This is a genomic window from Collinsella aerofaciens (assembly GCF_020709435.1).
Taxonomy (GTDB): Bacteria; Actinomycetota; Coriobacteriia; order Coriobacteriales; family Coriobacteriaceae; genus Collinsella; species Collinsella aerofaciens_AU.
The window spans coordinates 1-13,436 of the sequence record NZ_JAJFDP010000026.1; the positions used below are offsets into that span (position 1 = coordinate 1).

General features: G+C 59.0%; 5 protein-coding genes and 1 tRNA gene. 4 read left to right on the forward strand and 2 right to left on the reverse strand.

Annotated elements, in window-relative coordinates; all coding sequences use genetic code 11:
* A partial coding sequence (locus LK493_RS09670; protein WP_227790879.1) for a hypothetical protein occupies positions 1-278 on the forward strand: 278 nt, incomplete at its 5' end.
* A gap of 114 nt (positions 279-392) precedes the next feature.
* Here the strand turns inward: LK493_RS09670 and LK493_RS09675 are convergent.
* Positions 393-944 (reverse strand): LemA family protein, encoded by a 552-nt coding sequence (locus LK493_RS09675; RefSeq protein ID WP_082421874.1) that lies wholly within the window; start codon positions 942-944, stop codon positions 393-395.
* A 211-nt stretch (positions 945-1,155) separates the two neighbouring features.
* On the opposite strand from LK493_RS09675, the gene LK493_RS09680 reads away from it, so the two are divergent.
* A complete protein-coding gene (locus tag LK493_RS09680) occupies positions 1,156-1,740 on the forward strand; it encodes a TetR/AcrR family transcriptional regulator (protein WP_227790880.1) in 585 nt (194 codons plus the stop codon).
* Between the two features lie 2 nt (positions 1,741-1,742).
* Here the strand turns inward: LK493_RS09680 and LK493_RS09685 are convergent.
* Positions 1,743-1,832, reverse strand: a tRNA-Ser gene (locus LK493_RS09685).
* Between the two features lie 51 nt (positions 1,833-1,883).
* On the opposite strand from LK493_RS09685, the gene tadA reads away from it, so the two are divergent.
* Positions 1,884-3,665: a tRNA adenosine(34) deaminase TadA gene (tadA, locus tag LK493_RS09690; RefSeq protein ID WP_227790881.1), complete on the forward strand. Its 1,782-nt coding sequence runs from the start codon at positions 1,884-1,886 to the stop codon at positions 3,663-3,665.
* A gap of 683 nt (positions 3,666-4,348) precedes the next feature.
* A partial coding sequence (locus LK493_RS09695) for a Spy0128 family protein (RefSeq protein WP_227790882.1) occupies positions 4,349-13,436 on the forward strand: 9,088 nt, incomplete at its 3' end.

Below are 13,436 nucleotides of genomic sequence, written 5' to 3' on the forward strand. Positions count from 1 at the left end.
AAATCCAAGGGTTATACCCTAAGAGCAAACCACCCCTTTTAGGGGTGGTTTTGATTGCTTCGCGCCATGTGGGGGCGGTGGCGACGTGCATTTTTGCGAGTATTCTGCAGTCGAAGGTCCCTGCATACCGATCTCGGGCAAAAAATCGGGAGTTCTCGATGTTTTCTACGAATGATGGGCGGGGTTATGGGCTGGCAGCGTTTGATTTGCAGGGATATTCGCGGTCTTTGGCATTTATCGTGGCGCCCGAAGCTCTTGGTTATGTTGAATACTCCTAAAAATGCACGACGCTTAGAGGGGGACCTTCGCGAAAAAGGAAACCGCCCCGTCGAAGTATGCATTCGACGGGGCGGTTTATGCATTTGGCCGATTAAGGATGCGCTGTCAAACTACTAGAACTTGACGGTCGGGGCCTGGCGGGCTGCTTCGGCGGCCTCGAAGCCCTGGCGCTCCTTAAACTGGAAGATGCCGGCAAAGATGACAGCCGGGAACGTCTGAATGGCGTTGTTGTAGCTGAGCACGCAATCGTTGTAGCTCTGGCGTGCGTAGCTAATCTTGTTCTCGGTATCCTCGAGCGATGCCTGCAGCTGCGTAAAGTTGGTGTTTGCCTTAAGATCGGGATAGGCCTCGGCTACGGCGAAGAGCTGGCGCAGCGCACCGGTCAGCACGTTGTCGGCTTCCATCTTGGCCTCGGGCGTGGTGGCCTTGACGGCGGTGTTACGCGCGCTGATCACGGCGGAGAGCGTCTCCTGCTCGTGCTTGGCGTAGCCCTTGACGGTCTCGACCAGGTTGGGGATCAGGTCGTTGCGGCGCTGCAGCTGCGTATCGATGTTCTGCCAGGCGTTATCAATGCGGTTACGCTTGGTGACCATGTTGTTGTAGATGCCGGCGATGGCGCAGACAATCACAATGACAACAACGATGCCGATGATGACGGTAATCATGATGTCTCCGTTTCGAATGGCCGCGGCGGCATGCGCCAGCTGCCGTTGGTATAACGCTACTAGTATACCCGCAACGTTTTGCCGTGCCGAACTTTCCGGCAAGCGTTATGTTTTCGGCGGGGTCGGCACCGGGGCAAAGCGCGCGAGGTACAGGTGTAAGATATGCGACAGATTGACGAGTGTTGTCTTTGCCCTGAGGATGGCGATACGGATGGACCTTCGCATCAAGAAAACCTATCGTGCCCTGTTCGATGCCTTTACCGAGCTTTTGGAAGAGTATCGGTTTGAGGATTTGACGGTTGCTATGCTTTGCGACCGGGCCATGATTCGCCGCACGACGTTCTATAAGCACTTTCGCGATAAAAACGATTACTTCGCCTTTTATATCGATGAGCTCATGTCGGGCTTGCCGCAAAAACAGCCCGATGAGGCCGGCGCGGTGTCTGCCGAGGACGTGCGCGCGCTTCGGCACGCGATTTTGGACGATGCCATGGATTTGATTCTGGCGCACGAGCGGCTCATGGATAACATTTTGGCAAGCAGCATGTCGGGCATGTTGACCAACGTTATTTGCGACCGCATTGCCCACTCCATCCGCGAGCGTGTGATGAACGTGCTTGCCGAGGATGCCCTGGCCCCCGTGTCACTTGAGACGACGTCTGAGTTTGTCGCCGGCGGTATTATTCGACTTTTCACGATATGGTGGGAATCGGGCCACGATCTTGAGCGTCGACCCGAGATAGCCGACGTGGTCGATGCACTGTTTGAGCGGACCATGACACCGGTGAATCACTAAAGTGGCGGAGAGAGGGGGATTCGAACCCCCGGAACGCTCTCGCGCTCAACGGTTTTCAAGACCGCCGCATTCAACCGCTCTGCCATCTCTCCGTGAGTCGTAATGATAGCATCGTTTTGAATTTGCAACAGGGAAGGCGAACGATGACGATCACCGAAATCGACGAGAAGTTCATGCGCGAGGCGCTGGCGGAGGCGCGCGCCGCCGCGGCGGTGGGCGAGGTGCCCATCGGTGCCATAGTGGTGCGCGACGGCGAGATCGTCGCGAGGGCGCACAATCGGCGCGAGCTCGATCAGGATCCTTCGGCTCATGCAGAGTTCGCGGCCCTGTGCGCTGCCGCTCGGTCGCTCGGTCGCTGGCGCCTTTCCGATTGCACGGTCTATGTGACGCTTGAGCCCTGCTGCATGTGTGCGGGGCTTATGGTCAACGCGCGCGTGGGGCGCTGCGTGTATGGCGCGGCTGATGCCAAGGCGGGCGCGCTGGGATCCCTATACGATTTGAATGCCGACTCGCGCCTGAATCATCGGTTTAACGTGACGGCTGGGGTCCTGGCGGATGAATGTCGCGAGCTGCTGAGTAACTATTTTGGCGGTCTGCGCGGAGCGGGCGGCGCTGATTGCGGTTGTGGGGCCGATCTTGAAGCACACGCCGCTCACGCCGCAGCGCTTGCAGGTGCCGGTGAGGATGCTGACACGGCGGTTGACTTTGGTCCTGCGTGCCGCCGGCCCCGCCGTGTGCTGCTGGCGATCGACTCCTTTAAGGGCAGCGTTTCGAGTGCGCAGGCGGAGGCGGCGGTTGCCGAAGGCGTGCGCCGTGTGTGGTCCGATGCCGAGGTGCGCGCATTGCCGCTGGCAGATGGTGGCGAGGGAACGCTCGATGCCGTTGCCGCGTGCGGCGGTGAGATTGTGACCTGCGAGGTGGCAGGCCCCTTGGGCGACCGCGTGTCTGCCCGGATGCTGGTTGATGTCGAGCGCGAGTCCGCGGTCATCGAGATGGCCGAGGCGGCCGGCATTGGGTACTCGCCTCGCACGGAGTCGTCGGCGCTGGCTGCTACAACCTATGGCGTGGGCGAGCTCATACTTCGCGCGGTTCGTGCCGGGGCAAAGACTATCTATATTGGCTTGGGCGGCAGTGCCACCAACGACGGTGGCGCCGGCATGCTGCAGGCGCTGGGCGCGCGTGTGGTCGATGATCAGGGCTGCGATGTCGCCCCCGGTCTTGCCGGACTTGAGCGGGCGGCGAGCGTTGATTTGGCGCCAGCGCTTCGGGCTTTGGATGGCACTCGTATTGTTGTGCTTTCGGATGTCGATAATCCGCTCGTAGGGCGTCGCGGCGCGCTTGCGGTGTTCGGCGGACAGAAGGGTCTGCCGGCGGATGATGCCGAGGCACTGAGCAGGTGCGACAGCTGGATGGTCGGCTACGGTCGCTTGCTCGATACGGCGATTTTCGAGGCGCGGGCCCAAGGGTTGTTGCGCACACCCGAGGGTGCGCGGACATTTGGCTCGGTGCTCGGCGTGCCCGGCGCCGGTGCCGCCGGCGGCCTGGGCGCCGCACTGCTAGCGCTCGGCGCCGAGTTGCGCTCGGGCGTGGAGACATTGCTCGACCTCGTGGGGTTTGACGAGCGCGTGCGCGATGTCGATCTGGTCATAACGGGCGAGGGCAATATGGATGAGCAGTCCGCCGCCGGTAAGGCGCCGGTGGGCGTGGCGCGCCGTGCCAAGCGGTGCGGCAAGCCGGTGATCGCCGTCGTGGGCGGTCGTGCCGTCAACCTGGATGCGGTGTACGAGCAGGGTATTGACTTGGTTTTGCCGATTTGCCGCAAGCCCATGGACCTGGAACAGGCACTCGATCTGCAAGAAGCCACAACCAACCTCATCTGTGCCGGCGAGGCAGCCGCCCGATCCTACGACCTCGCCCGCCTCTAAAACCCATCCCCTCGATAAGTTGCGGTGAAATACGGAGTGTTTTTGCCTTTAAGGCGCTAATTCAGTCCGTATTCCACCGCAACTTCGTGAATGGTCATCCGAGGCTGGCCGCCTTGGGCCTTGGGTCGGACCGTTTGCCACGAAATGCGGCCATCTACTACGTTTAACCGAGCTACCTCGACCATCCCGGAATTTGCAAAAACAAAACCGCAGGTAGAGAGCTGGCCGATTTTCGAAAAAGTCGGCTATGGTTGACCCCTGCGGCCTAAACGTAGTAGATAGGTCCTTTTCGTGGCGCAGCGTCAGACCAGTCTATTTGGGACGGCTATTTTGACTACATGCCGATCTGATTGCCCAAGTAGTCAAAAAAGCCCCGTCCCAAATTAGCTACCTTGTGGGGCTGTGGGGATAAAGATTGCCGACGGTTTTATCCCGCCGAACCCCTTTGATGGCGCGAATGGTTCGATTTGACGACCGAGTGGCAACCTGACGCGGAATAGTGGGTCGTTTAAATTGCTACAATTTTAAGTATATTGCGATGTCCCGCCTTGCGTTTCTGCGCGGGGGGGGGCGTATATTTGCATCGATGGGGACGACGACACATATATAATGAGCCGCTGCTTGCCGTCCTCATGGATTTGGGGAGGGCCTTCATGAATCGCGTGTGTGCGAGAGCTCGAGAAATGCTAAAGCCTTTTGGCAAGAAAACCAATACCGCAAAGCGTGTCCTGAGGGTTTTGGCCGTCCCGCTGGCGGCGTGTGCGCTCCTGTTTGGTGCGACGAGTGCGTCGGCCGATCAAACGGTTCCCTTTAGCAACCACACCGTGCAGACGGTGAATCCCACCGGCACTACGGTCAATTTGTTCGACTATTGGGTCGTGAACGGCGACAATGATAAGTCCGTCAACATAAACAACAATAATGGCAATGACAACACCGGCATCAACAAAGGTCACCAGCTCAAGTTCAATGGCGGTGCCGGATCGGGCATTAATAAATGGACGGGAAGAAGCGGCATTGGCGGCTTTGGACGTCTTCAATTTGTGAAGAACACGCTGGTAGATGGCTATCCGTCAATCAAAGCCGGCACCTACACCTCCTATAACACGAGTGGTACGTACACCGACGAGTCGCTGGCTTATCTCTTTAATAACGACAGCCAGGTCAACGGCAAGGCCGTTTACAACAAAGTGCAAGGCCTTTTCCAGCTCAAGGATGGCTATTACGTTTACGACTCGTACGGCTCTGACGGCAACTATGCTGTGTATAACTCCACGACTAACTCCTTTGACGTCTACGATAAGGCTGGCGTATATAAGGACAGCGTGTCAGATGCGAATCGGGGTCAGTTCTTCCCCTTTGACTCGGCTGACAAGGTTTTTGAAGAGAGGAACGGCCAGCTTTCTCCTATAGGGATAACGGACGGAACGAACGATAAGCTCAACCACCACTTTGGCATGTCCATGACCACGGAGTTTGTCCAGCCTAAGGAAGGCAAGACCACCGATCTCAAAGACATGGTCTTTAAGTTCTCGGGTGACGACGACGTCTGGGTGTACATCGATGGCGTACTCGTGGGCGATCTGGGCGGCATCCACGAGAAGGCGACGCTCGAGATCAACTTCGCCACTGGTGAAGTAAAAGTCGGTCATGTCGACGGTGCGAATGGAACCAAGAAGGAAATCGAAAAAACCAACATCAAGGCAAAGTTCGAAGACGCCGGCGCAGATACTACCAACTTCTCCGGCAACACCTTCTGCAACAGCACCAAGCACACGCTGAGCTTTTTCTACCTGGAGCGTGGTGCGGGTGCGTCGAACATGTCGCTCAAGTTCAACCTCACCACCCTGCCGTCGTCCGAGGTCGAGAAGGTTGACCAGAACGGCAAGGCAGTCCAGGGCGCAACTTTCGCGCTATATCGGTCCGATGCCGACTGGAATGAGCAGGGCAAGGCTATCGCCCAGGGCACAACGGACGACAAAGGCCGACTGGTACTTCTGAAGCCGGACCGTTCTGTTCTTTCGTTCGACGAAGAGCATGCTGATAGGCACGACTACTTTGTACTCAAAGAAGTTGGCCTGCCCGAGGGATACCGCTCGAGCCTGACCTCGTCGACCACTGCAACGCCAGGTGAGCTGCACCTGCAGTACAAGCAAGCTGCGACGAGTGGCTCGGGTGGTGTGGTGGTTGCACCGCAGACGACGGTCACCACGGCCGACGGCAAGTCATGGACGGGTAGCCGCATGTGGCTGAACGGCGGCTATCTGGCCGCTAAGGAGACTATTTCCCTAGATAAAGATACGCAAGACAATAAAGGCAACGCCATTAGCTCGGGTACGACGTTTGCCGTCGTACTCAAGCTCACCGGTGCGAGCGAGGACCATACAAGCGAAGACGCGTGGACGGCGGTCACGGGCAACCCGCTCAATGGCTATAAGCTGTGCTCCGCGCACGGCATTGCCGGTGCGGTCGAGGCTGCCAAATCGGCGGACACGAGTGTCTTTGATGTTGATACCAAGGGCGACTACGTGGTGACGGTCAGGTCGCTGCCCGGAGATATCGAGAAGTACGCCACCATGATGACGGACAAGTCGAAGGCGGAATATACCGTGGCGGTGTATCACACCACGGCATCGTCTCTGGCGGGGGCAACCATCGACAACACCTCTATGGTCCAATATCAAACGATAAACAGGCAGTTCTCTACGGTGATTCACCTCACCAACGTTCAGAACCGTCTGTTTGTGCAGAAGGTTGACGACCTGGGTAAGCCCGTGAACGACGCGACGTTTCAGCTGTACCAGGCTAAGGACGTTACTGGCAATAGCCCCAGCACGTATGCCATCAAGCCCGGTGCCGAGCCGTATGACACCGTGAAGGCGAACGACGCGACCTATCCGTATGAGATTAAGGGTGCGGCATGCTTCCCACTCGATTCGGTAAATCACAAACCCCTTATCAAGGGTACGTACTACCTGCGTGAGTCTGTAAGCCCGGATGGCTATGAGATTAACAACACTATCACCAAGGTGATTGTGGATGATTCGGGCGTGTATGTGGATGCCGGTGAGAAAGGCGACGGCGTGCTCAGCGTGAGCGGCCCGGGTTCGCTGATCGCCTCCCTGGCACAGTTTGGCTCTCCCGACTCCATTGACAACACGCTTACGCACATTAAGGGCAAGCTGCAGAGTGCGGCCGTTGACGCCAGCGGAAACCTGACATGGGGCCCGACAAGTCCTACGGACAACTGGATGCATATGCGCTATGACAAGACGACGCAAGGTGCCAAGACCGTCTTGCGCTATGTCGAGGACGGTGGCGACCGCAACGGCCAGCTGGCGACCATCTTTGCCGATACGGGCATCAACCGCATGGCCCTTTATCAAGACGATGATGCCACCAATGGCACCGATCTGGGCACGCTTCAGCTCAATCATCTCTTTACCACGGCAACGGCCGTGCAGTATACCGATCGTCGCGTGGCACGCCTGCAAGTGACTAAGACCGTGACGGCGGATGCTGGTCTTACTGCGCCCACCAAGGATGCGGACGACAACGATCTGACCTTTACGTTTAAGTTCACCCTGCCGAAGTCCCAGGAGGGCTACGAGGCGCATGTGTTCGATGCGAGCGGCAACGCTGTGGGCAATTCCTTTAAGCTTAGGAACGGCGACACCCATTCCATCAAGGCCGGCGAGACCATTCGCGTATACGACCTCAAGAAGGGTGACAACTACAGTGTGAGCGAGCTCACCACCAAGGGCGAGGCGTCCAGTGGCAATGTGCTGGCGAGCATCGTCAACGCCGTGACCGGCTCTGCCGACGAGTCTGTGCTTCCGGCTGGCTTTAGCCTCGTGAGCCGCAAAGCCGGCGGTAAGGAGCAATCGGGAACTGGCAACACCATCACGGGCAAGATTGTCGCGCTCGAGGACGGAAAGATTCCCGCGAGCAACAAGCTAGAGTTCACCAACAACTACAGTGTCAACCCCGTAAAGAATGGCCTAAGCGCCAAGAAGGTGCTCGAAGGTCGCGATTGGGCCGATGGCGATTCCTTTACCGTGCAGCTTACGCCTGAGGACGGCGCCCCCATGCCCGACGGTGCCAAGAGCGCGGCGGTGACGGTTGAGCTCACCAACGACCAGCAGGCGACGTTTGGCGATATTACCTATACCAAGCCGGGCACCTACACCTATACCATCTCGGAGGTTATCCCCGGCTCCGATGCCAGGGCGGACGGCATGAGCTACTCCGCCGCCGTCTATACCGCGACGGTCGTGGTGGAGGATAACCATGCCGGTGCTCTGGTCGTTAAGAGCGTGAAGATGGTGCAGGAGTGCGACGACGCGGGTGTCGACACCAAGACGGATGTTGCCGGTAAGGTCGCAACCTTCACCAACCGCTACGATACGCACGAACACAGCATCATCATCCATGCTCAAAAGAACCTGACCGACAACGCCGGGACGTTCCCGCTTGCCCAGAACGCCTTTAGCTTTACGCTTGAGGGTATGGGCGGCTATGCGGACGACGACGCAGCGTTCGACCCCAAGACGGTCGATCCGCGCGTGACGGCTCCCATGCCCGAGGGCAACACCGCGACCGTGGGCAATAACGCCGACGGTACGGTGACCTGGCCGGCAATCACCTATACCGCCAAGGCGGATGCGGGACGTGCCTACGTTTACAAGTTCGCCGAGAATCCCGGCAGTGTTACGGGCATGACCTACGACGGATCGATCTATTACGCCGTGGTGCGCAACGCCAAGAAGGGCGCCGGCATCCAGACCTCGATCGAGTACTACAAGGTTGTAAAGGACGGCTCGGTAAAGCAGCTGGACACGAACGTTACGCCTTCCTTTACCAATATATATAGCGTGGAGTCCACGAGCGCGACCCTGCAGGGCCAAAAGACCGTGAGCGGTCGCGACTGGAACCAGGGCGAGAGCTATACCCTTAACCTCGCTGCCGCTACGGATGATGCCGGCGCGACCGGTTTGAGCAAGACCACCGCGCAAGCGGTAAAGGACGGGGCCGTTGCCGTTAACGTCAACCAAGCTGTCGCCAGCGCGCCCGAGTCGGGACGCGTGGCATCGTTCTCCTTTGGCACCGAAGCCGCCCCGACCGTGACGTTCAACCGCGCAGGCACCTTTAGCTTCAACATCACCGAGAAAGCTGCGCAGGATGGCCAGGCGGGCATGTCCATGGACAAGCACACCGCACGCGCGACCGTCGTGGTGACCGATCTGGACGAGTCGGGCAACCACACGGGCAAGCTGCGCGTGTCGAGCGTGACCTACGCCAACACCGGCGCCTCCGATGCGGACAAGGCCGTAACTGACAAGGCCGCCTTTACCAACGCATACCATGCGTCGGGCACCTTTGGTGGTGTGACGGTGAGCAAGACCCTTGAGGGTCGCGCCTCTACCGCGGGCCAGTTTACCTTTGCCGTGACGGGCCTTTGGTACAACGGCGTTCAGACGTCGGTCGATGGCTCCGAGGCCAGCCTGTCCAATAAGGTGGCAGGGGCCGGCGTGTCCGGCGCTGTGGTGAGCGCAAGCGGGGAAGAGAAGCTCTTTGCCCGCAAGCTCACGGAACAGGACCTTGGCCGTACATTTGCCTATCGCATTCACGAGAACCAGCCTGCTGCTGCCGGCTACACCTATGACACCGGCTACACTGGTGACGCTATCGTGCTCGTCAAGGTTCTTGCACACAAGGACGACCCCGCTAAGCTCTACACCGTGACGACCGTGCTCAAGGGTGCGGGTGTGACGGAGCTGCTGGGCGACGGCGCCGACGCGAGCGCGCTGACGGACGAAAAGATCGTCCAGCTCAAGCAAGATTCGACTACCTACGTGCAGCAGTACGATGCAAGTGAGGCCGGCGCCACAACGCCTACTGTCTCGTTTGTGAACCGTTACGCGGCAAGTCTCGACTATGGCGCCGATGGCGGTTTGCAGATCGAGAAGACGTTGACGTATCCCAAGGACGCGACCATTTTTGGCTCGCCTAAGAGCACGTTCCGTTATATCGTCAAGCCTGCTGACGAGACATCTGCCAGCAAGGTTGGCATTTCCACGAATGACAAGGTCTTTGAGACCGCAAATGTCGAGGCCGACGCCCCCAAGACCGTGAGTTTGATACCTGCGGGTGGGTTGACCTTCACTCAGGATGATGCCGGCAAGACGTTCACCTATACGGTGAGTGAGATTGACGACAAGGCGACGGGCTATACGTACGACAAGACGGTCCATACGGTTAAGGCTGTCGTAGCGGATAACGGCGACGGTACGCTTAGAGTCACGACAGCGGTAAGCAAGCAGGTCGATGGCAAGGACGAGCTCGAGGGCCAGTGGATCTATCCGTCGGGTGCAACGTCCACCGGTGTCGCGACGGTCAAATTCAAGAACACCTATACGGTCACCGAGGCGGCAACCTACACCCCGTCCGTGACGAAGGTGGTTGCCGGTGCCGATGCTCCGGGCAAGTTCACCTTTGCTATGACCGCGGCTGACGATGCTACCAAGACTGCCATCGATGGCAAGCTCATCACCGGATCTTCGATGGGTGCGGACAACGGCTATGTCGAGAAAAAGCAAACGAAGGAGGGCCTCAAGGACGGGGAGCACTATCAGGTCGATTTCTCGAAGCTCACCTTTAACAAACCGGGCACGTATAAGTTTGCTATTAATGAGCTGGCCCCGAACAGCGGCCTCGGCGAGTGGAAGTATGACCAGCACATCTATACCGTGACCGTTACCGTAACCGATGAGGGCGGCAAGCTTGTGGCCCGCGCCGATGGCGCGACCGGCTCGGAAGGCTTCATCTTCACCAATAGGTATCGCACCTCGACGAGCTACGAGCTCCAGGGCGGTCTGGAGATCGTCAAGACGCTTAACGGGCACGACCTGCATGCCGGCATGTTTAGCTTTACGGTAACGGGCGAAGACGCCGCCTCGACCGATAAGCTCAACAAGCTGTTGCGCGCAGATGAGGACAAGCTCACCGTGACAAACGATGAGCCGCAGGCCGATGGCACGTCCCATACCGGCATTTTGGGTGGCCTGACCTTTGCGACGGAAGATGCGGGTAAGACGTTTACTTACAAGGTTGTCGAGAATGGCGGCGGCAAGGGCGGCTATACATACGACTCCACCTATTGGATGGTAGGGATTGCGGTTAAGAAGCGCGATAACGGTTCGCTCTATACCGTGACCACGGTCAAGCACTATGACGCCAAGAACGTCGAGCTTTCCGCGAAGACCTTTAGCTCCGAGAGCGGTACCGCCAAGGCCCAGGTGTCCTTTACCAACAGCTACATCGCGAAAGGAACCTTTGAGGGCCTTGCCGCCGAGAAGGTAATGGACTCCCGCGACAAGATCGAGGCTGGCCAGTATACGTTTGACCTGTATGCCGAGAAGGCCGATGGCTCGCTCAAAAAGATGGATGAGGGCACGACCCAGGCGGGCGAGAACGGTACCGCAACGGTCGACTTCGGCAAGGTTTACTTTAAGCTTGGCGATGCTACCAGCGAAACTCATGAGCAGGCGATTGACCTTGCCCGCGCCGTCAACGATGGTGTTGCCACCAAGCAACACAATGCCGACCACACCACTACCTACAGCTTTAACCTGGTGGCAAAGGAGCGCTTGGCCAGCCTGCCCGCGGGCGTGCGCCCCGTGGATACGTCCGCGACGTGCCGGGTGCTGCTCGAGGTGACCGACAACAACAACGGCAAGCTGACGTCCAAGGTGACCTATCGCGATGGTACCGAGAACGGCAAGATCGTTTTCCACAACACGCGTGACAAGGTCAAGACGATCGGCACGGTCGCAAAGCCCAATGTGGACATCGACGGGCAGCTGCTTTCCGTGGGCGACTCCTACGTTTACACCATCAACTGGGTCAATACTGAGGCCGATGTCGCCGGTAACCTGGTTCCGGCCAGCGTGACCGTGACCGACGAGCTTCCTGCCGGCGTTGTGTTCGAGGCCTTTGAGGGCAAGAACGCCGATAAGGGCGCTGCGAGCGGTCAGTTGCTCACTTGGAACCTGGGTGAGCAACCCGCGGGCAGCAACGGTTCGGTGCGCGTGCGCGTCAAGATTACCGAGGACGCTGTGAAGGACGTCCAGGGTGCGGTCGGCACCGTTGAGAACAAAGCTACCGTAACGGTTGACAACAAGAGCTATACCGGCACCACGACCAATTACGTGCCCAAGAAGTCCGAGAGCGATGCTCAGGATTCGAGTGGCTCGGGCATTAAGCTGGGCGATGAGCTCACCTACACCATCGGCTACAAGAACACCGAGGGCGCGTCTGCCACGGTGAAGATCACCGATGCCGTTCCCGCGGGAACCGAGTTCGTGGAGTTCGCGGGTGACCATGCGGATGTCGCATCCAAGGACGACGACGGCAACCTTACCTGGACGTTGAAGGACGTTCCCGCCGGCAAGGAGGGCACGGTTCAGTTTAAGGTCCGGGTGACCGAGGACGCGTTCAAGAGCGGTGGCGCTTCGGGCGACATCTCCAACCAGGCGTCGGTGACGGTCGGCAACAACCCTGCCGTCAAGACCAACACCACTACCGATCAGGTTTCTGACGGGCGCCTGACGTTGAGCAAGACGGTCACGGCCGCCGAAGGCATCACCGCGCCTAACAAGGCATTTACCTTTAAGGTGCTGCTCTACCAGGCCGATGGCACAACGCTGCTGGCCGGCACCTTTGCGTTCGCCGGTCGTCCCGGCGGCACCAATGGCACTTATGTAAGTGGACAGATCAAGAGCGGTGACACCATCGCGCTTAAGGCCGGCGGCTCCGTCACGGTTACCTTGCCCACGGGTACGCACTACGAGGTGCAGGAGCTCGACTCCAAGGGTGAGCTCATGACGAGCGAGGACGGCTTTGCGGTTGTCGATAAGGCGAACCTCCAGAAGGGTATCGTCGGACAGGCGACGCAGGCGAGCTTCACCAACGTCTACAGCGTGGAGCCCACAAAGGTGGAAAACGCCTTCAAGGTCCAAAAGAAGATTTCCGGACGCAACTGGACGACATCGGACGTCTTTACCATGACGCTGGCTGCCCAAGGCGAGGCACCCATGCCCAAGGGCGCCAAGGACGGCGTGTCGACGATTGAGCTGCACAAGGATGCCCAGGTCGGCAACTTCGGTACCATCGAGTACACCAAGCCCGGTACCTATACCTATGTGATTACCGAGCAGTCGGGTGACGAGACGGCACTCACGTTCTCGAAGGCCACCTATCGTGCCACCGTCACGGTGACCGACGACGGCGCCGGTAAGCTGTTTGCCAAGACCAAGATTGCACAGCTGACTGACGATGACGGTAGCGTTGCTGAGCGCACGGTCGAGGCGGCGGTCTTTACCAACACCGCCAAGACTGGCAGCCTCACCGTCAAGAAGACGGTCGTCGGCGGCGACAGCCAGCGCGAGTTCGGCTTTGCGGTCACGCTGACCGATGGGGACGGCGAGCCCGTCTCCGGCACCTTCGGCAAGGGCGAGAACGCCGTGACGTTCGCGGACGGCAAGGCGACCTTCACGCTCAAGGACGGCGGGGAGAAGGTCATCGCCGGCCTGCCCGTGGGCGTGCACTACACCGTGACCGAGGACGCCGCCGAGGGCTACACGACCGCGGTCAACGGGGCCGACGGCTCCAAGGCCGAGGGCGCCGTGACCGAGGACGGCGCGACCGTCGCGTTCACCAACACCTCCACGGCCAAGGTCTCGGTGCCCGTCGAGAAGAAGTGGGTCGGCC

Excerpts from the sequence above, each read along its gene's own strand:
- LK493_RS09675 (WP_082421874.1), bottom strand. The coding sequence starts at position 944 with ATGATTACCGTCATCATCGGCATCGTTGTTGTCATTGTGATTGTCTGC.
- LK493_RS09680 (WP_227790880.1), top strand. The coding sequence starts at position 1,156 with ATGGACCTTCGCATCAAGAAAACCTATCGTGCCCTGTTCGATGCCTTT.
- tadA (WP_227790881.1), top strand. The coding sequence starts at position 1,884 with ATGACGATCACCGAAATCGACGAGAAGTTCATGCGCGAGGCGCTGGCG.